The 19,249-nt window shown below is 64.0% G+C and carries 16 protein-coding genes; 2 read left to right on the forward strand and 14 right to left on the reverse strand.

Annotated elements, in window-relative coordinates; translation table 11 throughout:
* Positions 1-61 precede the first annotated feature (61 nt).
* Positions 62-2,554: an alpha/beta hydrolase family protein gene (locus VPH41_RS20235; protein ID WP_328571317.1), complete on the reverse strand. Its 2,493-nt coding sequence runs from the start codon at positions 2,552-2,554 to the stop codon at positions 62-64.
* Positions 2,555-2,743: 189 nt separating this feature from the next.
* On the opposite strand from VPH41_RS20235, the gene VPH41_RS20240 reads away from it, so the two are divergent.
* Positions 2,744-3,262: a hypothetical protein gene (locus VPH41_RS20240; RefSeq protein ID WP_152284916.1), complete on the forward strand. Its 519-nt coding sequence runs from the start codon at positions 2,744-2,746 to the stop codon at positions 3,260-3,262.
* A 24-nt stretch (positions 3,263-3,286) separates the two neighbouring features.
* Here the strand turns inward: VPH41_RS20240 and VPH41_RS20245 are convergent, their stop codons facing one another.
* The 7 genes from VPH41_RS20245 to VPH41_RS20275 all read right to left on the reverse strand — a co-directional run bounded on the left by VPH41_RS20245 (position 3,287) and on the right by VPH41_RS20275 (position 12,390).
* A complete protein-coding gene (locus tag VPH41_RS20245; RefSeq protein WP_328571318.1) occupies positions 3,287-4,096 on the reverse strand; it encodes a hypothetical protein in 810 nt (269 codons plus the stop codon).
* A gap of 153 nt (positions 4,097-4,249) precedes the next feature.
* The gene (locus tag VPH41_RS20250) at positions 4,250-5,254 is read right to left on the reverse strand and encodes a DUF4424 family protein (protein WP_328571319.1); all 1,005 of its coding nucleotides are present in this window, start codon (positions 5,252-5,254) and stop codon (positions 4,250-4,252) included.
* A complete protein-coding gene (locus VPH41_RS20255) occupies positions 5,254-8,085 on the reverse strand; it encodes an ATP-binding protein (protein WP_152284912.1) in 2,832 nt (943 codons plus the stop codon). The genes VPH41_RS20250 and VPH41_RS20255 overlap by 1 nt, the downstream gene beginning before the upstream one ends.
* Positions 8,086-8,093: 8 nt before the next feature.
* Entirely contained in the window at positions 8,094-8,849 is a 756-nt protein-coding gene (locus tag VPH41_RS20260) for a hypothetical protein (protein WP_152284911.1), read from the reverse strand.
* On the reverse strand, positions 8,842-10,212 hold the full coding sequence (locus VPH41_RS20265; protein ID WP_152284932.1) for a hypothetical protein: 1,371 nt from the start codon (positions 10,210-10,212) through the stop codon (positions 8,842-8,844). Before VPH41_RS20265 ends, VPH41_RS20260 begins: the two co-directional genes overlap by 8 nt.
* A 291-nt stretch (positions 10,213-10,503) precedes the next feature.
* Positions 10,504-11,268, reverse strand: a complete 765-nt coding sequence (locus tag VPH41_RS20270) for a DUF3108 domain-containing protein (RefSeq protein ID WP_287774367.1) — start codon at positions 11,266-11,268, stop codon at positions 10,504-10,506.
* On the reverse strand, positions 11,269-12,390 hold the full coding sequence (locus VPH41_RS20275) for a DUF3108 domain-containing protein (protein WP_328571320.1): 1,122 nt from the start codon (positions 12,388-12,390) through the stop codon (positions 11,269-11,271).
* A gap of 149 nt (positions 12,391-12,539) precedes the next feature.
* Here VPH41_RS20275 and VPH41_RS20280 point away from each other — a divergent pair, with 149 nt between their 5' ends.
* Positions 12,540-13,265, forward strand: coding sequence for a PhaM family polyhydroxyalkanoate granule multifunctional regulatory protein (locus VPH41_RS20280; protein WP_328571321.1), 726 nt, complete (start codon positions 12,540-12,542; stop codon positions 13,263-13,265).
* 22 nt (positions 13,266-13,287) lie between these two features.
* On the opposite strand, the gene VPH41_RS20285 is transcribed toward VPH41_RS20280, so the two are convergent.
* The 6 genes from VPH41_RS20285 to VPH41_RS20310 all read right to left on the reverse strand — a co-directional run bounded on the left by VPH41_RS20285 (position 13,288) and on the right by VPH41_RS20310 (position 19,243).
* Positions 13,288-13,503, reverse strand: coding sequence for a hypothetical protein (locus tag VPH41_RS20285; protein ID WP_077399068.1), 216 nt, complete (start codon positions 13,501-13,503; stop codon positions 13,288-13,290).
* 64 nt (positions 13,504-13,567) lie between these two features.
* Entirely contained in the window at positions 13,568-15,298 is a 1,731-nt protein-coding gene (locus VPH41_RS20290; protein ID WP_287774375.1) for a tetratricopeptide repeat-containing response regulator, read from the reverse strand.
* Positions 15,299-15,309: 11 nt separating this feature from the next.
* Positions 15,310-16,029: a sensor histidine kinase gene (locus VPH41_RS20295; RefSeq protein WP_328571322.1), complete on the reverse strand. Its 720-nt coding sequence runs from the start codon at positions 16,027-16,029 to the stop codon at positions 15,310-15,312.
* Positions 16,030-16,185: 156 nt separating this feature from the next.
* Positions 16,186-17,979, reverse strand: coding sequence for a family 2A encapsulin nanocompartment cargo protein cysteine desulfurase (locus VPH41_RS20300; RefSeq protein WP_328571323.1), 1,794 nt, complete (start codon positions 17,977-17,979; stop codon positions 16,186-16,188).
* Entirely contained in the window at positions 17,954-18,886 is a 933-nt protein-coding gene (locus VPH41_RS20305; RefSeq protein ID WP_071325557.1) for a family 2A encapsulin nanocompartment shell protein, read from the reverse strand. The genes VPH41_RS20300 and VPH41_RS20305 overlap by 26 nt, the downstream gene beginning before the upstream one ends.
* Before the next feature lie 132 nt (positions 18,887-19,018).
* Positions 19,019-19,243 carry a helix-turn-helix domain-containing protein gene (locus VPH41_RS20310; RefSeq protein WP_070305409.1) on the reverse strand — a complete coding sequence of 75 codons (225 nt, stop codon included), beginning with the start codon at positions 19,241-19,243 and terminating at the stop codon, positions 19,019-19,021.
* Positions 19,244-19,249: the final 6 nt, after the last annotated feature.

A 19,249-nucleotide genomic window follows, 5' to 3' on the forward strand; every position in this document is an offset into this window, starting at 1 on the left:
CCTCCCTGCAGACAAAGGAAGACCATACCACGAGATGCCGCCGCCTGCCCCCGTGCTGCGCTTATTTCGCTGCCGGTTCGGTGGCGGCTGGCGGCGCGGCGTTCTTTACATATTTCTCCAGCCAGTTATTGCTTTCATACAGCATCTGCATGATCGATTCGCGCGCGCGGTAGCCATGGCTCTCGTTCGGCAGCATCACCAGGCGCGCCGTGCCGCCCAGGCCTTTCACGGCCTGGAACATGCGCTCGCTCTGGATGGGGAAGGTGCCCGGGTTGTTGTCCTGCTCGCCATGGATCATCAGCAATGCATCCTTGATCTTGTCCGCATAGTTAAACGGCGACATGGCCTGGTAGACGGCGGGCGCCTGCCAGAACGGGCGCTCTTCCGCCTGGAAGCCGAACGGCGTCAGGGTGCGGTTGTAGGCACCGCTACGGGCGATGCCGGCGCGGAACAAGCGCGTGTGCGCCAGCAAATTGCCCGTCATGAAAGCGCCATACGAGTGGCCGCCGATGGCGATGCGGTGGCGGTCGGACACGCCACGGCGCACCACCTCGTCGACGGCCGCCTCGGCATCGGCCACCAGCTGCGGCAGATACGTGTCGTTCGGTTCCTGCTCGCCATTGCCCACGATGGGGAACGATGGATTGTCGAGCACGGCGTAACCCATGGACAGGAAGGCGGCCGGCCCCCAGTAGCTGACGGCGTTGAATTTATACGGCGATCCCTTGGTCTGGCTGGCGGCGCTGGCCGTCTTGAATTCCTGCGGATACGCCCACATCAGGGTCGGCAGCGGGCCGTCGCGTTTCACGTCGTAGTTCGGCGGCAGCATCAGGGTGGCCGTCAGGTCCACGCCGTCGGCGCGCTTGTAGCGGATCAGCTCTTTCTGCACATCCTTCAATTGCGGCAAGGGATGGGCGAAATGCGTGAGGGCCGTCAATTGCGCGGCGCCCTGCTGTTTCAGGTTGCGCACAAAGTAATTCGGCTGCTCGGTCGGCGATTCGCGCGTCGACAGCAGGCGGCTGCCGTCCTCGTCCAGCACGGCCACCACGTTTTCATAGTACGGCGCGGCGCTCTGGAACAGGCGCTCCTTTTGCTTCGTCGTCAGGTTCAGGCGGTCGATGAAGGGACGGTCGCCTTCCTTCGAGGCGCCCTGCCCGTCAAGCAGGATGGAATTATCCAGCGCGATCAGCAAGCGCGGCAAGCCGGCCGCGTCCGCACGCATGACGGGCTGGCCCGGATCGTTGTAGCGGTCCTCAAACGACCCCGCGTACACGAGGTCGGCCGGCGTGGATGGTTGATCTGGCGCAATACGCCACTGCTTGACGGCGCGCGTCTTGTACCACGACTCGCTGAGCAGGGCCAGGTCGCCGCGGCCCCAGGCCACGCCTGCGTAGCGCGAACCCAGCCTGGCCAGCACGGATGGCTTGGCCGTGAATGGCGCCGCCTGCGTGTAGACGATGTCGCGGATCTCCGCCGCCCTGGCCGGGTCGCCGCCGTCCTGCGCTTCGGCCCACACGAGGGTGGCGGGCGCATCGACGCGCCAGCTGACGGAGCGCACGCCGGCCGATACGGCATCATTACCTGGCGGCAGTCCTTCTTCCAGCGGCAGGGCCGCCACCGCATGCGTCACCTTGCCCGTCAGGTCGCGCACGTCGATCTGGTGGCCGAAGTCGTGCGCCGGCACGATATAGGAATACGGGCGCACGATGCTCGTCGTCAGCAGATGCTTGCCGTCGGGCGAGGCGGACACGCGCGAGAACTGGCCGGGCTGGCCCACGAGGCGCTGCTTGCCCGCCACGTCCAGCAAGGCCAGCTGCACGGTGATGTAGTGTTCGAACAGCTGCGCATCCTGCTCGTTTTTCAGCAGGTCGGGATAGGTGCGCAATTGCTTGACGCCGCCGCCCGGCACGCTGTCCTGGATCGCGGGTCCCGTGGGGATGCCGCTGGCCACGGGCGCCGCGCCCAGCTTGGCCGGCTTCAGCTGCACCAGCAGGGTTTTGCTATCCGGCATCCAGGAAAAGCCGCGGCCATACACGGTCGACAAAGGCGCGTTGCCCAGCTTGCGCGCCGCTTTCGTCTGCACATCGAGCAGCCACAGTTCCACGCCCGATTCCTTCACACCCCTGGCGGCATCGGCAAAGGCGACATGCGTGAACGCCAGATAGCGCTGGTCGGGCGACCAGGCCAGGTCGGCGATGCGCGGCGAGGCGGGCAAGCCGCTGACCTTGATTTCCTTCTGCGTATCGATGTCGAGCAAGCCCAGCCCGGTGTAGAAGCTGAAACGGCTGGCCGAATACGTGCGCGGATTGATGCGCAGGCCTGCCAGCTTCAGTTCCGGCTGCGCCACTTCGCTGATGCTGGGCAAGGAGGGCGTGGGCAGCACGGCGGCCAGATTGCGTTTCGGACTCAGGCTCAAAGTGGGCGCGCGCGGCGCGTCGACGATGGCTTGCAGGGGCGCTGGCGGGGCACGATAGCCGCCATCTTGCGCCACGGCCAGGGAAGACGAGGCGATCAGGCCGACAGTGATGGGCAGCAAAGGAAAACGAGCAGACATGGCACTCCAGAGAGGTGGATGAAAGACAGTGGCTGACGGCACCGTGCCGCACATGGCGGCACTTCGTGACAGGGCATAGTGCTTTCTCGCCATATAAATGTCAATAAGCAATTTTTCCCGTTTGACAAGCATCGCCGCCCGTCCCCATCTCGCTTACAATCGCTGTTTTACCCGTACCCGAATGCATACATGGAAACCACCACCCTCGCCCTGCTGTTACTGGTCCCGCTGCTGGTCTGGCGCATCTACTCGCGCCTGAAGAAACTGGTGGCGCGCCAGAAATCGCAGCTGTGGCGGCACTGGACGGTGGCGATTGCGTTTCCTGCCCTGCTGCTGTTCCTGGCGACGACGACGAAATTCGACATCCTGCCCCTGTCCAGCCTGGGCGCGGCCGCGCTGGCCGGCGGCTGGCTGGGCGTGCTGGGCCTGAAGCTGACGCGCTTCGAGCAGGTCGGCAAGGACTTTTTCTTTACCCAGCACCGCTACCTGGGCCTGGCCATCACGATGCTGTTCATCGCGCGGCTGCTGTACCGCGGCATGGAAATCTACCTGAACACGCGCCTCGACGTGCCCGTGCCGCCGCCGCCATTCGGCCAGAGCCCGCTGACCATGGCAGCCTACGGCCTCGTCATCGGCTATTACGCCGTCTACGCCTGGGGCTTGCTGCGCTGGCGCCAGCGCAACAAGCCGCTGCAGGCGCCCGAGTAATCCCCAGTAATCCCCCGCCGCACGTCAATAGAACTGGCACAGGCCTGCGCACGCCGACGCCGACAGGGCCTGGCGTATCGTCGCCAGCGGCGGTGTCAGGGAAGGATCTAGGTCCTTGTCCGCCTCCGCCATGCTGGCCAGCAGGCGCTCGCGCAAGGGCGGCGGCATCAGTCCGACATTTGCCGTGGCGTGCTGCGCGGCCGCTTCCAGCATGCGCTTCTTTTGCGCCACGTTCCAGAACGGCACTTGCGCGAACTGCACCACGCCAGTGAACACAACAGCCGTATTCTTGCTGAACGCCCGTGCGCGCAGACGCTCGGGCCCGCTCACCGCCTCCGCCGGCTGGGCAGCGAATTCCTGCTCCATCAAGCCAATCAAGTGCGCATGGCAATGCATGCTGAAAGCAAAAAAAGTGCTCATTTCATCGCCGTAATTGGCCAGATTCTGCGTCACTTGTTCCTTGCGCGCCTGCTGCAGCTGGGCGCCTGACAGCGGCAACGGCCATTCCAGGCCAAACGCATAGTATGTTTTTCCCAAACGCATGGCCTTTTCGCACACGGCCACGCTCTGGTTCACGTCCTGCAGCGCGGCGACGGGCGCCTGGAACAGGCCTTGCGCATCGGTAATTTGGGCAAGCAAGGCAGCGACAGCAGGGTCGCCCTGGCGCGGCAAGCCGCTTTGTGGCGTCGCCTTGGCCATCATCGCTTCCAGGCGCGCACTCGCTTGCTGGAAATCGGTATAGCTGTCGGCCCAGGCGGCAGGCGCCATGAGGATGGAGGAAAGGCACAGCAGGCGGCCGATGCGGCGCACGGGCGTGGAAAGCGACAGGGACATGGGAATGAGGAGGCGGAACGCACTATTGGATAATTGCCAATTATAGGAAAAATATATCCACAGTGCATTTAATTGTGTTTTACACAATTAACTCCCGCGTGACGCTGGCGACGGCGCACAAGCGCGCCGCCAGCGCTTACGGCGCTCAGGCGCTCACGGGCGGATCTGCGGCGCCACGCCGTCGTGGGCGACCGTGCCTTCGACATTGCCGAAATACACGTCCAGATCCTGCTTGGGATGGAAGTTGCGCAGCTTGACTTGCAAGGTGGTGGGATTGATCTTGCTGAACGTGCCGGGGAAGCACAGGCTGACCAGCTCGTCCGGCTTGCCCTTGATCAAGTTCAAGGTAAAGTCTTCGATGCCATTCTTCCAGGTATTACCGGTGGTCAAAATGTACGAAACCCACACGGCATTGACGAAGCCGCTTTCGCCCTGCTTGGCGGCCAGGCGGTTCCACGTCTTGTAGAAGGCCTTGTCGCCGCAGTATTTCTTTTCAAACTCGTTGCCATCGCCCAGGTAGGACGCACCCGGACCGGCCGCGACGAATGGCGCATATTGGTGGCGCACGCGCACGACTTTGCCGGCGGGGAATTTCTGCTGCCACAGGTAGATGACTTTCACGGTCCAGGCCGGTACCCATTCCTCGTCGTACAACTGGGCCAGCAAGCCTTCGCGGATCATGATCTTGCTCTGCGCAGCCGTCAGCGGCGCCACTTTCTTGTCGAACGGCGTGTGCGACGGGAAGTAGGCGATCTGCGCATCCGACAAGCCCAGCTGGTGCAAGCGGGCCGTCACATCGTTGCTGTCGAGCTTGGCGACAAACGTCGTCTGATACGCCTTGCGCTTGCCGTCCACCTCGACGGAAAACTGCTGCGGCTGGCCGTAATACGTGGGCGAGCCATGGTAGCCGGAAGAGTATTCGGGCAGGGGGAAGAAGATCGTCTCTTCCACATCCGCTTTCGATTCGTTGAGGAATTCATACTCGACCTTGATCAATTCCGCACTCACGCTGAGGACTTCCTTTTTCATGGCCACGGCATCGGTCTTGCCGAACAGGATGCCGCCCGCGCTGACCGAGCCGATGCCGTCGTTGGCCACGGCTGGCGCCGAACCCGCGAGCGCCAGCACGGCCGCAGCCAGCATGGTATGCACGCGCATCACGCGGCCTTGCCCGGTGCGGGATCGATACGCCGCTGCAGCACGAAAATCGGTTGCGCCCATTGGGTATCCTTTTTCTTCTTGCTGGTAATCAAGGTCAGTTCCGATGGATCGTAGACGTCCGTGTTGTGCGTCAACGGCGTCGTCATCAGGTACTGCGCTTCCGTGTTTTTCAGGAACTCGCCGACCAATTGGATATTGCGGATATCGAGGTGGGCAAACGGTTCGTCGATGAAGACGAAGCCGCCGGAACCGTCTTCCGATTTCAGCAAGCCGATCAAGAGCACCAGCGACTTCATGACCTGCTGGCCGCCCGACGCTTCGCCATCGTTCATGCCGATGACGCCCTTGCCGTCGAACTTGAAGCGTACGTGCAAGCCCGCCTGCGACAGCTGCACGTCGTCGTTTTCCAGGCGCACGGGGTCGGCATGCACTTCGATGCCGGCCAGTTCGCCCAGCTCCTTGATATTCTTGCTGTAGGTCTTGATGGTGTAGCGCAAGCGTTCCATGTAGGCGCCGCGGGCATTGCCCGTCGCTTCGATGGCGCGGTTGTTCTGGTAGCGGCGCTCATCCGTTTCCGACTGGCGGCCATGCAACTGGTCGGACAGGCGGTGGTGCTGGTCGATGACGGTGGCGTCCAGTTCCCAATCGTCGCGCGCCAGGCTGCTTTGCAGGCTGGCCACGCGCAAGTCGACCTGATGCGCATTCTGGTGTTCGGCCACGAGCGCCGCGCGGCGCGCGGGACGGCGCCAGCTTTTCGGCAAGTGGCGCCACGCATGGCGCAGGGCCAGCAAGGCGCGCGCATGCTCGGCGCGCTGCTCGATCTGCTTCTTGTAGCCCAGGCGCGAACCCGCTTCCGCTTCGGACAGGGCCAGGCGCGCGTTTTGCCACACCGTATCGGCACGCGTGCGCGCCACGGTGGCGTTCTTCGTCAGGTTCTGCAGCTCGCCCAGGCGGCCGCCCACTTCCAGGCGCTCTTCCTTCAGCGGTTTCGAATTGCGCAGCGCTTCGGCAAATTCTTCCTGGCGCGCACTCAGTTCCTTGGCCGCGTCGACGCCGGCGATGCGCGCTTTCAAGGCGCCCACTTCGGCCGCCAGTTTCGAGATCGCCAGGGTCAGGGTATCTTCCTGTCCTTCCAGGCCCGGCAGGGAGCGCAGCAGCGCTTCCAGGCGGCCGCTGCGGCCAGCCTGGCCAAAGCGGTAGCGCGACGCTTCCACGAACAGGGAGCGCCCGCCCCGGCGTTCGCGGTGGTAGGCCTCGGGCGTGATCCACTCCTCATGGTTGCCCAGCTTGAAACCGGCCTCGACGGAGTCGACCCTAGCAATGCGCGACAGCTGCTCGATCAGCCAGCTGGGCACGGGCGCGGAAAATTTCACCACCGCCAGCAGGCTCTCATCCTTGGCAACAGGTGCCGTGACCAGGTCGGGCACGATGAAGTGGCGATAGCGCTCCTTCTCGGCCAGGCGGTAGGCGGCAGCCGCATCCTTGGCCTTGTCCAGCAGCACGACAGAAGCGTAACCGCCCAGCACGCCTTCGACGGCGCCCTGCCAGCGGCTGTCCGTCACTTCGACGATATCGGACAGCATGGCGTGGCCGATGCCCGCGTCGCGCAGCGCACGGCGCATGCCGCGCACATTGTCCGGCTCCGGCATGGCCGTCTTGCCTTGCAGCGCGGCAATCGTCGCCTGTTCGCCCGCAATGCGCGCCGACAAAGCGTCGCGCTGCTGGCGCTGGCGCAGCAATTCCGCTTCCTTCTGTTCCAGCTGGGCCGCCACTTCGGCGATGTCGCTGCCCGAATCGGCCGCCAGCTTGTGCAAGCGGTCTTTCTGCTCGAGCAAGCTGTCCAGCGGTTTGAGCTTGCTGTTGATCAGGCTCAAACGGCTCTGCAAGCCGATCGATTCCTGTTCCAGCAAGGTTTCATTCATCTGCGCGTCGGACAGGGCCTTGGCCTGCGCGGCCAGCGCATTGCGCTTGTCCGTCAGCTGCTGGTCCGCCTGCGCCATCGGTTTGCGCGCATCGCGCAATTGGCGGCTGGCCGCGGCGGCCTTTTCGCGCGCCTCGTGGTACTGCAGGCTGGGCAGCACTTCTTCCAGCAGGTTGCGGCGCTCTTTGTGCAAGCCTTCCCACTGGTGGTAATTGGCCACGCGCAGGCGCAAGCCTTCCAGGTTGGTTTTCGACGCTTCGAGTTCCGTCTCGAAACGTTTCAGTTCCACTTCCGTGTCGCGCTGGTGGCGCTTGGCTTCGTCGTAGGCGTCCAGCACTTCCTTGTCGCCGAACACCTGGAACACCAGGTCGAGCAGCTGGCGCGGCGCGTATTCGCACAACTTGTCCGTCTCGCCCTGCTCCAGCGCCAGCACTTTCGACATGGCAGGCGACAGGCCCGCATTGGCCAGGCGCTTGCGGTAGTTTTCCACGCCCAGCCAGTCGTTGGCATCCGTGATGTCCTCGATCTGCACATTGCCCGGACGCATCAGATACTGGCGCTTCCAGTCACCGCCGTTCTTCTGGATCTGGCAAAACAGGGTCACTTCATCGTCGCTGAAGAAGCCGGAACTGCGGAACGGGCGGTTCGACAGCTGCTTGCCCACGTTCTTGTTGTCGACCACGGCGCGCAGCCAGGCCGTCTGCTGGCCCGAGTGGCGCGCATAGTGCTTATAGGTGCGGCCCATCGAGCAGTCGAGGCCGAACAGGGTGCGCAAGGCGTCGAGCAAGGTGGTCTTGCCCGAGCCGTTCTGCCCCGCGATGGTGATGATCTTCGCGTCGAGCGGAATATTCTTGATGCGCTGCCAGTAATCCCAGTGCACCAGTTCAAGTGATTTGATATGAAACATGGGCGCTTTCAGTGAGGGAGGTCGGACGACGATGCGTCGCCGGCATCGCCGGCGTCGGGCGAGTCGCCGATGTCGGCGGACAGGTCGTCCGCCAGGTCGGCGTCGAGCAGCGGATCGCCGCTGACGGCCACCAGGCGCGACGGCGCGCGCTTGAACACGTCGGCCAGGGCGCCATTGATGATGCGCTCTTTCAACACGTCCGTGTCCATCATCAGGTCCAGCAGCGGACCTTCCAGGATAAAGTCGCCGCGCCGCTCGATAAAGCCCAGCTTGGCCAGGGTACCCAGGTTCATGTCCATGCGCGTCTTCTTGCCCAGCTTGTCGCCGAAGTCCGACAGCAGCGCCTTGTAGGAAATGCCGATCGACGCATCTTCCGCGCGCGGCAGCGGTTTTTCCGTGCCAAACATATCGTTCTGGTCGTCGTCCGCGTGCTGGTGCGTTTCCTGGCGTTCGCGCTTGGGCAGGATGATCTGTGCCCACAACACCACCAGCAAGGCCACGCCATCGCGGGCCAGGCCAAAATTATTGTTTTGCCAAACGTCGCGCGCGCCGAAAATCTTCGGCTCGATGGTACGCGTCAGGGCCAGCGTGACATGGTCGGCATACACGTTGTCGAGCAGTTTCAAGCCGCAGGCCAGCAGGCGCGCATCGATCTCGGCGCGGAACAGCTCGTCGGACAGCACGCGCTTGACGAGCTTGTCGTCGCGGCGCAGGGTTTGATGCGTGAGCAGGCGCGCAATCAGGATTTGGGAATCGTCATTCATCGGCGGTGCCGCTATCTAAATCAAGTGAAACATTCAGTGAAAGCGAGGCGATCGACATGGCCGCCACGTGGGGGTCGGTCAGCTGGACCATCTCGTCGGTCGGTGTAAAGGTAATCGGCAGGCGGGCCAGTTCGGCCGTCGAGCCTTGCAAGCTCGCTTCGGATACATCGCCCAGCAGCGGCAGCATCGAGGCGCGGTAGGACGCCACGGCAAAGCTGGCCGGCAGCAGCGAATCCTGCACGGGCACCGATTTCGGCCCTTCTTCGCCGATGCTGGGGAAATTGCCCAGGCTGGCAAAGTTGGACAGGCGTTCGAGCAAGTCATCGAGTTCGAGCTGCATGGCGGGTCCGTCGCTGATGGTGGTGGGCGCGTCCTCGCCGCTGGGCAGGCCCGTGTTGGTCACGCCTGCCGCCCGTTCGGACAGCAGTTCCGTTTCGGCCACGTCGATCATCTCGGCCGGCGTCGAGAACAGGGGCACGACGGGCTGGTCGATGGCCCCCTCGGCCAGGCTGGCCAGGTCGTCATGCAGCAGGAGCCAGCGCTTGATGTCCGTGGTCGACAGGCCCGACTGCCCCAGGTGCACGCGCTGGCGCTCGATCTGGTTCAGCGCGCGCGAAAACATGCCTTGCATGTTCAGCAATTTGCTTTGCGCGCGGCCGATGGCTTGCGCCGCCTTGTGCGTAGCGCTGTCCGCGTTTTCGTCGGACGTGATGGCCACGAGGATCTCGGAACCCTTCTCGACCCAGTCGCACGCCATGTTCCACTTCGCTTGCGCCGTGCGCAGGCGGAATTCGGAACCGGAAGCGATGGCGTCGGAAAATTCTTCCGTCAAGTCCACCAGGCGGCCCAGCAAATGTTGCAACTGCTCCACCGACACACCGCCCACGGCTTGCGCACCGGCCACCTGCGACAGCAGGAAGCCCATTTCCGCTTCATCTTCCGTCTGGCCCAGGCCCAGCAGGCTGTCGATGGCGGACAGCACATTGCGCGCCATGGGCGTGACGCGGTACACGCCCTGCTGCGCGTCCCAGGCCAGCAACTGGTTCGAGCGCAGGCGCAGCAAGACCGTTTCCAGGCTTTCCGGCAACAGATACGCGAGTTTCGTGTTGATATCGGCGCGCGTATAGGCAGAGGTCGCCGCATCGGACGCCAGCTCGCGCAACACCAGCAGACGCACCAGCACGCCATCGAAACCGCCATGAAACAGGGCCGTAAACACTTGCAGCAAGGGCTGTGCCCGCTTCAAGTGAAAAACTTGCTCGATTTCATCGGCCGAAATATTGGGCTGGAAATGCGCCTGCAAGGAATCGTGATGCTCTTGCTCTGTCTGATTTGCATCCGTAGCCACGGCTGCACTTGCCATTATATCAATCATTCTTTTCCGGATGAGTGTTCAGCGGGCGGCGCAGCGGGCTAACGCAGCGCTGCGGGGCGGGGGCGTCAGTATATCAGTTCTGACATGCAATTTAGCGTGCGGGAGGGGGCAGTGCGGGCGGCCAAGTCCTTGAGTGTTGTATTGACGGAAACCCCAACGGCGAAGATGGCTGCTTCCCGCGGAAGCGGGATGCCCCTGCCGGGCGCATCCCCCCGGCGGGGCCGCCCCCGGTTTATGCATCCGGGCTGGCAACGTGGCGTAAAAACGCGTAGCAAACGCTTACTTCTTGACGATCTTCTGCAAGGTTTGCTCCACATAATCGCCCCCGTCCGCATCGGCGAACGTCACCTTCACGGGATACCATTCCAGCGACGGCGCCAGCCACAGGTCCACTTGCTGGCCCTTCTTGTCCGGCGGCGGCGCCTTGACCAGGTGGATGGCGGCGACCTCTCCCATGCCCGTGGCTACGGGCTCTTCCTTGACGACCTTGAAGACCCAGGGTTCGGCATCGTGCGCGCCGGCGACAAAAAAGGCCCATTCCGAGCCGGGGACGAATTTCTCGGGCGCGGCGCGCGCCACGCTGGCCAGTTGCCAGACGGCGCTGTTGCGGTCCTGTTCGCCGCCTTTCAGCGGATACGTTTCATCGCCTTCGCCAAACACGATGGTCTTGCTGTCGCGCTTGAAGGTGGTCGTGACGGCATCCTTGCGGAAGCGCTTTTCCACGAATTGAAACGGCGCCAGGCCGTAGTCATCGACCGTGCCTTCGCTGCGCTGCTCGAGGATCTTGCCGAACAGGGCAGCCTTGGTTTCGGCCAGCAGCGAATACTTGCCGTCGCCCACGCGCCAGTTGCTGACCGATTCGCCCGACAAGCCGATGCCGCGCTGCTTGGCCTTGATCGAATAGACGAGGTCAGCCGATGGCGCCAGCTTGTATGGGCGCTTGATGACGGGATGCTCTACGGGCGCGTCGGCCATGGCGGGTGTCAGGGTGGCGGCCAGCACGCCGGCGGCCAGCAAGTGTTTCAAGGTGGTCAGAGTCATCATTTATTTTCCTGTAGCGTCATTGACGGAGATCTTGGTGACGGTTTGCGTGGTCAAAGCCCCGCTCGCCTCGGTATTGCGTATTTGTACCGGATACCACTGCATGGACGGCGCCAGCCAGATATCGAGCTGCGACGAATACGTGCCCGCTTTCGGCGGCCGGCGCAAATGCCAGGTCACCAGGCGGCCCATTTGGGTGTCCAGTTCTTCCTCGCCCACCAGCTGGAAGCGGAACACGGTCGCTTCCTTTTCCTCGCCGACGAGGATATCGATATTGCCCACCAGCTGGTTGACGTCGGCACGGCCGATGGCGGCCAGCTGGAACGGCACGCTGGCCTTGTCTTGCGCCCCTTCCTGCCACGGCGCCGTGGCCGTCGTGGCCGAAAACGTGATGGCCTTGGCGTCGCGGTTGAAATGCGTGGCCGTTTGCGCGCGGCCCTTGCGTTTCTCCGTGGCCGTGACGGGCACGATGCCCGTGCCATCGATCACGCCTTCGCTCGTCAGCACCAGCAGGTTGATGCGCGTGATCAGCATGCTCAAGCCCACTTCCAGCTTCAGCTGATACGTCGCGCCCCGGTTGTCCCACGCCATGGCGGCCACGCCCTGCCACTTGGTGCCGTCCGCATCGCGCCGGTCCACGTGCAGGTCGAACCGGGCCGAGGCAGGCGCATTCGTCTTGTAGTGGCGCGCCTGCTCGGCGGCCGGCGGCGGCGGCGCGCTGGCCGGCGCGGGCGCCGCTGCCACGACGGGCGCGGGCGCCGTGACGGCCGGGGCGGCTACCGCGGCCGGTTCGGACGTCACCGGACCTTCCGGCACGTCGCTGGCAGGCGCCGTCCACTGGGGCGTCTCGCTCGACGCCAATTCCGTCGGCGGCGGCGGAGGCGGCGGCCTGGGCACGGGCCGCAGTTCGGGCGGCGGTGGCGGCGGTGGCGGCACCACGGGCAGGGGCTTGGGCGGCTCGGCAATCAAGGCCATGCTGACCACTTGCGCATGCTCCGGCTTCAGCGGCACCACGCTCGCATGCGAGGTCAGCCATTCCAGCGCCACGTAATGCAGTGCGCCGATGACCGCGACAAAGATGACGGTACGGCGGCGCGGTGGCGAAAAGAATGGGTCAGGCATCATAGGCTGTAGTGTAACGCTTTCGCCCCGTTTCCTGCTTCTTGCCCGTGCTCAACTCTTGATGTTTTATGTAAGAAAATGTTGGCGACTTTGCGTCAGTTGCCAGCGGATATCTGCTACGCTAAGCCTATCCATCTACCAGGAGATTTCGCATGGCAAACCCGCATATGCCCCAAATACCGGGCGCAGCAGTTGTGACCGATACGCTCGACTTCGTCAAAAACCTGTGGGGCAGCATGAGCGTGCCCGGCATGGGTGTGCCCGGCATCACGGCGCCCACCATGTCGGTGGAAGAACTGGATAAGAAAATCAACGACCTGAAGGCCGTCGAAGCGTGGCTGAACCTCAATACCAGCATGCTGCGCGGCAGTATCCAGGCACTGGAAGTGCAGCGCGGCACCATCGCCACCCTGAAATCGATGGGCGCCTCGCTGGCGGCAGCCATCACCCAGCCCGGCGCCAGCGACTCGTCGCTGTTTGAATCCGTGCCCTACGCTTCCGCGTTTTTCCAGCAAGCGGCACCGGCGCCGGAAGCAAAACCGGCCCCCGCACCTGCGCCAACGCCCGCGCCTACGCCAGCACCCGCTGCGGCAGCGCCCGGCGATGCCGGCAGCCAGGCAGCAGCCCAGCTGGGTAATCCAAGTGCCTGGTGGAATTTGTTACAAGATCAGTTCAAGCAAGCCGTCTCGACGGCGATGTCGCCCGACGCTGCCAGTGCGGCAGCGGCCAGTTTTGGCCATGACAGCAAGGCCAAGCCGGCCGCAGGCAAGCCCGCCAAACCTGCCGATGCAGGCACGGCAGCCAAGGCCAAGGCCCCGCTGCGCAAGGCGCCCGCGAAACGCGCAGCGCCCAAAGCCAGGACGGCAGGCAAGGCCTGACGTCCTTGTGGCGGCGATATGATCAGGCGATACGATGAATGCGGATCGCCTCGATCATGTTGTCGGCCTGGCGTTTTACGTCACCGATCGTGATCAGGCCTTCGTCGGCCAGCGCCTTGGCGTGCTCGTACGAAGACTGGAATGTTTCCAGCGTGTCTCCCTTGGCGGCGACCGGGCGTACCCAGGCAACGGCGCCGACTTTCATTTTTTTGTACACTTCATTGACCACATCACGCATAGTTTCTTCCTTATTGTTGTAAAGCAACTCAAGCATGGGCGAACCCACGCTGGCCCCTAGTTTATCATCCGGCACGCTCCCGCACGGCTTTTCCCCCTTTTTCCGGCGCCGGCGGCGCATTTTCCGGCTCCGCGACGGCCTCTTCCGGCCCCGGCGGCGGCGTCAGCTGCACCAGCTGCTCCATCAATTGCGCGAAGCGCTGCTGCCCTGGTGCAATTTTGTCTACATACAACAACACTTCCATGGCTTCGGCCGCCAAGTCCGCCTGGTAGCCCCGCTGCTGCAGGAAAGACACGATGATTTGCGCCGAGTTGAACAGGATGCGCAAGTTGTTCGGCAGCTTTTCGCGCGCCGCGCGCATCCAGGCGACCGCTTCGTTGAGCTTGTCCGTCTTCCACAGCAGCACGCCCTTGTTCATCAAGTCCGACGCTTCCTTGCGCGAGGCGATGATCAGGCTGGTGCCCTCGTCGCCCATCTTGGCCTTGTCGAAAATCTTTTGCACCTCGTCCTGCACCACCTGGTTGTCGTGGTTGTTCTTCACCACGTAGCACAGCAGGCCGGCCGGCGCATCCTTGACGCCGACGGCAAACAGCAGGGTCGCCAGCTCCATGCAGATGTTTTTCTCGGGCCGCACCGGGTCCTCGGCCAGCATGGCTTCGAGCTCGTCGCCGCACTTGCGCGCGCGCCGGTAGTCGCCCGTTTCGTGATGCACCATGCCTTCCGTGATCTTCGCGCGCAAGCCGATCTGCTCGGGCGCGAATTCGCGCTGCGCCAGCAGCAGCCACTGCAGCGCTTCCTTGGCATCCTTCTTCAAGCCGCACACGCGCGCCAGGCCCAGGTAGGCGTCGGGCGTCTTCATGACGGAAAACTCGCCGATGGAAATACACTTGCGAAAGGCCTTTTCCGCCATGCTGACATTGCCGATTTTCAAAGCCGCCAGCCCCAGGTTGCGCTGGCGCGGCACGGAATTGGGCGACAGGCGCGCCGCCTTTTCCAGCACGCCGCACGCTTCCTCGTGCTGACCCATCAGCTGGTAGGCAACGGCCATCTGGTCGTAGGCGTCGATGTAATACTTGTTTTCCACGATCACGCCCTGGAAGATCTGCCGCGCCGCCTCATGCTCGCCGTTATTCATGCGGATCTTGCCCAGGCCTGCCCTGGCCCAGCTGTAATCGCGGTCGGCCAGCACTTTTTCATACACGGCGCGGGCCTTTTCCGGCTCGCCGCTTTTCAGCAGCAAGGACGCCTTCATGCGCAGCAGTTCCAGCTCGTGCAGCTTGTTGACCTCGATCTGCGCGTCGCACAGTTTGGCCGCGCGCAGATAATCCTTTTCCATGCAGGCCTGGTCGATTTCGCGGAATACCTGCTTCTTGTGCCACACGCGGTTCAGGCGCGTCAGCAGCACGCCTTCCGTGATGGGCTTGATCAGGTAGGCGTCGGGCTGGTGCTCGGCCGCGCCCATCACCGATTCCACGCTTTTCTCGGCCGACACCATCAGCCACACGCTGGACGGCGCCGTCAGGTTGCGCACGCGCGTCTCTTCCAGCACTTGCTGGCCATTCTTGCCTTCGCCCAGGTTGTAATCGCACAGCACCACGTCGTAGCGCGTCTTGGCCAGCAGCTTCATGGCTTCGCCGCCGCTGGCTGCCTGGTCGATATGGCGTGCGCCCAGGTTGCGCAGCGATTCGCGCAGCAGGATGCGGATGCCGATGAAATCGTCGACCAGCAGATAATGCTTGTCGGCCCAGTCGGTGCTGCCCGCTTCGGCGGCCGTGGCGTGGCTGTCTGTCGTCATGGATTCCTCGTTCAGGGCAGGCGCAGGATGAAACAGCCGCCGCCCAGGGCGCCGCCGTTTTCCAGGGCGATGCTGCCGCTGCTGCCCCGGTGCTTGTGCATCTTCGCCACTTCACTGGAAAAATACAGGCCCAGTCCCGTGCTGTTGGTGGAAAAATTCACGCCGGCCGCCATGCCATCCATGGCCGCGCTGCCCGCGTCGAGCAAGGCCTGCGTATAGCCGTCGCCATTGTCTTCCACGCGCAGCTCCAGCACTCCGCCGGCCTGGCGCACCGACAGGCGGATCGTGTCGCGCGTGTAGCGGATGGCGTTGTTGATGGCATGCGCGAGCACGCCGATGACCAGGTCTTCATCCAGGGTCCAGATCAGCTCTGGCGGACAGGCCGTCTCCAGACGGATGCCTTTCGAGGCCAGCAGGATCTTTTCCTGGTCCACCACCTGGTCGATCACCTGGCCCACCAGTTGCGGCTGCACGTCGAACGGATAGCCGGGCTTGCCCACTTCCTTGTACAGGGCCAGCAGCTGAATCAGGTTATCGTTGAGACGCTTGGTCTGGTACAGCATCTGCGCCATCTGCAGATAGGCCGGGTCCGCTTGCGGGACGTCTTTTGCCTGCTCGGCCGCCAGCAGCGATTCCAGCGTGCCGCTGAGCACGCTGATCGAATTTTTCATGTCGTGCACGGTCGACGCCAGGAACAGGAAAAGCTCGGGCGAGCTGTGTTGATCTTCCACCGGATATCTCCTTGGGCCGCAGCTTGAATATTGCCAAGGATAAATTATACCGCCAGCATGCGGGCGCCAGCCAGCCGCGCGCAAAGTCCGTGACACGACGCAACAATGCCGCCCCCGCTGGTGCAGGGGCGGCATCGGACGGCCAGGCGGGCAAGGTCAGCGCCGCGCGCCCGCCAGGCGACGCACCACTGCGACCAGGCGGTCGATCTCCTCATACGTGTTGTAGAACGCGAACGAGGGCCGCACGGTCGCTTCCACGCCGAAGCGGCGCAGGATCGGCTGGGCACAGTGGTGGCCCGAGCGCACGGCGATGCCCTCGTCGTTCAGGGCCCGCCCCACTTCCGCCGGCTCGTAGCCGGCCAGCACGAACGACGCCACGCTGGCCTTTTCGAACGCCGTGCCGATCAGGCGCACGCCAGCGATGCCTTGCAGATGGTGCGTCGCGTATTCCAGCAGCGCGTGCTCGTAGGCGGCGATGTTTTCCAGGCCGATGCGCTGCACATAGTCGATGGCCGCGCCCAGGCCCACGGCATCGGCGATATTGCCCGTGCCCGCCTCGAAACGGTTCGGCACGCCCTGGTAGACGGTGCGCTCGAACGTGACGTCGGCGATCATGTTGCCGCCGCCCTGCCAGGGCGGCAGCTGCTCCAGCAAGTCCGCCTTGCCATACACGGCGCCGATACCCGTCGGACCGAACACCTTGTGCCCCGAGAACACGTAGAAATCCGCATCCAGCGCCTGCACGTCCACGCGCAGGTGCGACACGGCCTGCGCGCCGTCGACCAGCACGCGCACGCCGGCCGCATGCGCGAGCGCGATGATCTGCGCCACGGGTGTCACCGTCCCCAGCGCATTCGACACCTGCGTCACGGACACCAGCCTGGTGCGCCCGTTGAGCAGCTTGCGGAATTCGTCGAGGAGGATCTGCCCGCTGTCGTCGACGGGAATCACGCGCAGGGTCGCGCCCTTCTCCGCCGCCAGCTGCTGCCACGGCACGATATTGGCGTGGTGCTCGAGCTGCGAGACGATGATTTCGTCGCCGCTGCCGATATATTTCCGGCCGAAGGTATTGGCGATCAGGTTGATGCCTTCCGTGGCACCCCGCACGAAGATGATTTCATTGGCCGAGGCGGCGCCCAGGAAATTGGCCACCTTGGCGCGCGCAGCCTCGTACGCATCGCTGGCGCGCGCCGCCAGCGCATGGGCCGCGCGGTGGATGTTCGAATTTTCGTGCGCATAGAAATACGACACGCGGTCGATCACCGACTGCGGCTTGTGCGTGGTGGCCGCATTGTCGAACCAGGCCAGCGGCTTGCCGTTGACCCGCTCGGCCAGCACGGGAAAGTCGCGCCGCACGGCATGCACGTCGAACGGCGCGGGCGCCTGGTGCTGGCCAGGCGCCGCCGCCGAGGGCAGCTCGGTCTGGAAATAGAACGCAGGCTGGCCGTGCGACGGCGCCACCGGCAGCTGGCGCGCCGGCGCGCGCTGCGGCGTGGCAAACAGGCCCCGCAGATCGTCGGGCGCCGCCTGTCCCAGCCCCTGCTGCGCCAGGCCATCGAGCTTGCCGTGCGAGACGGGATAGCCATGCGCGCCGCCGACAAAATAATACGGCGACGGCGCACCGATGCCCGACGCGCGCGGTGTGGGAATCGAGGCCGGCGACGGCGCCAGCGGCGACTCCAGCGGCGCCGTCACGGGCGGCACCTGCGCCGTCGCCACGCCGGGAGCGATGGCGGCAAACGATGGACCGGGCTGCGGCGGCGGACGGTTGGCATAGCGGGGCGCCGCATCGAGCACGCTGCCGGAACCACCGAGGCTGGGAGATTTATCCAAGCCCGGCAGACGCGCGAAAAACTCGCCCGCCAGGCGGTTCAGGGTCGCCTCGTCGGGCAAGAGGGACGACGGCGCCAGGGCCGCCGCGCCATCACTTGTAGGTGTCTGGATAGTCATGGTATTTACCGATCTCCACGTCTTCCAGTACGGCCAGCGCATCGTCCGTCAGCACGGCCAGCGAGCAATACAGCGAAATCAGGTAGGACGAGATCGCGTGGCGGTTGATGCCCATGAAGCGCACGGACAGGCCCGGGCTTTGCTCGCCCGCCAGGCCAGGCTGGAACAGGCCGATCACGCCCTGGCGCTGCTCGCCCGCGCGCAGCAGGATGATCTTCGTCTTGCCGTCTTCGATGGGCAGCTTGTCGGACGGTACCAGCGGCACGCCGCGCCACGTGAGGAACTGGGAACCGAACAGGCTGACGGTGGGCGGCGGCACGCCGCGGCGCGTGCATTCGCGGCCAAAGGCGGCAATGGCCAGCGGGTGGGCGAGGAAGAAGCCCGGCTCCTTCCACACTTTCGTCAGCAGTTCGTCGAGGTCGTCCGGCGTGGGCGCGCCCGTCAGGGTAAAGATGCGCTGGTCGTCGTGCACGCTGGCCAGCAGGCCGTAGTCGGGATTGTTGATCAATTCGCTTTCCTGGCGCTCCTTGATCGTTTCGATGGTCAGGCGCAGCTGCTCCTTGATCTGGTCGTGCGGGCTGCTGTACAGGTCCGACACGCGCGTGTGCACGTCGAGCACCGTGCTGACGGCATTGAGGAAATATTCGCGCGGCTGGTCGTCGTAGTCGACAAAGGTTTGCGGCAGTTCCGACTCGTCGCGCTGCGAGCAGGCCACGCGCACGTCCTTCGGATTCTTCACGCGGTTGAGGCGGTAGATACCCGCTTCCACGGGCAGCCATTGCAGCAGGTGCACGAGCCAGCGCGGCGTGATCGTGGACAGCTGGGGGACGCTCTTGCTTGCATTGGCCAGCTGGCGCGCGGCGTTATCGCCCAGCGCAAACTGGCTATCGGGGGTTGCTTCGGCCATCAACGACTCCTAATGAGAAAAGTGAATATGCTTATCTGAAAAACAAATAAAGTATCGATTACCCCTCTCACTTGCTCAACATGCTATCGCCACCAATGCAGCGTTTAATCCACCCGCTTTAATCGACCCGCCTTAATCGACCAATTCCGGCTCGCAGCGCGCCATCAAACCCGCCAGGCCGACGCCCAGCGCGACGGCCAGTTTTTCCACCGTCAGCAGCGACGGCGTGGCGGCGCCCCGTTCGATCTCGCCGATGAACGAGCGGTTCAAGTCGGCCGCTTCGGCAAGGCGCTCCTGCGACCAGCCGTGCCCTTCGCGCAACTGGCGCACGGCCAGTCCAAACTGTTTGATCAACATGCTGTC

This window comes from Janthinobacterium sp. P210006 (assembly GCF_036231885.1).
GTDB lineage: Bacteria > Pseudomonadota > Gammaproteobacteria > Burkholderiales > Burkholderiaceae_D > Janthinobacterium > Janthinobacterium violaceinigrum.

Coding starts and splice junctions, on each gene's coding strand:
- VPH41_RS20235 (WP_328571317.1), bottom strand. CDS start 2,554: ATGTCTGCTCGTTTTCCTTTGCTGCCCATCACTGTCGGCCTGATCGCC.
- VPH41_RS20240 (WP_152284916.1), top strand. CDS start 2,744: ATGGAAACCACCACCCTCGCCCTGCTGTTACTGGTCCCGCTGCTGGTC.
- VPH41_RS20245 (WP_328571318.1), bottom strand. CDS start 4,096: ATGTCCCTGTCGCTTTCCACGCCCGTGCGCCGCATCGGCCGCCTGCTG.
- VPH41_RS20250 (WP_328571319.1), bottom strand. CDS start 5,254: ATGCGCGTGCATACCATGCTGGCTGCGGCCGTGCTGGCGCTCGCGGGT.
- VPH41_RS20255 (WP_152284912.1), bottom strand. CDS start 8,085: ATGTTTCATATCAAATCACTTGAACTGGTGCACTGGGATTACTGGCAG.
- VPH41_RS20260 (WP_152284911.1), bottom strand. CDS start 8,849: ATGAATGACGATTCCCAAATCCTGATTGCGCGCCTGCTCACGCATCAA.
- VPH41_RS20265 (WP_152284932.1), bottom strand. CDS start 10,212: ATGGCAAGTGCAGCCGTGGCTACGGATGCAAATCAGACAGAGCAAGAG.
- VPH41_RS20270 (WP_287774367.1), bottom strand. CDS start 11,268: ATGATGACTCTGACCACCTTGAAACACTTGCTGGCCGCCGGCGTGCTG.
- VPH41_RS20275 (WP_328571320.1), bottom strand. CDS start 12,390: ATGATGCCTGACCCATTCTTTTCGCCACCGCGCCGCCGTACCGTCATC.
- VPH41_RS20280 (WP_328571321.1), top strand. CDS start 12,540: ATGGCAAACCCGCATATGCCCCAAATACCGGGCGCAGCAGTTGTGACC.
- VPH41_RS20285 (WP_077399068.1), bottom strand. CDS start 13,503: ATGCGTGATGTGGTCAATGAAGTGTACAAAAAAATGAAAGTCGGCGCC.
- VPH41_RS20290 (WP_287774375.1), bottom strand. CDS start 15,298: ATGACGACAGACAGCCACGCCACGGCCGCCGAAGCGGGCAGCACCGAC.
- VPH41_RS20300 (WP_328571323.1), bottom strand. CDS start 17,979: ATGACTATCCAGACACCTACAAGTGATGGCGCGGCGGCCCTGGCGCCG.
- VPH41_RS20305 (WP_071325557.1), bottom strand. CDS start 18,886: ATGGCCGAAGCAACCCCCGATAGCCAGTTTGCGCTGGGCGATAACGCC.
- VPH41_RS20310 (WP_070305409.1), bottom strand. CDS start 19,243: ATGTTGATCAAACAGTTTGGACTGGCCGTGCGCCAGTTGCGCGAAGGG.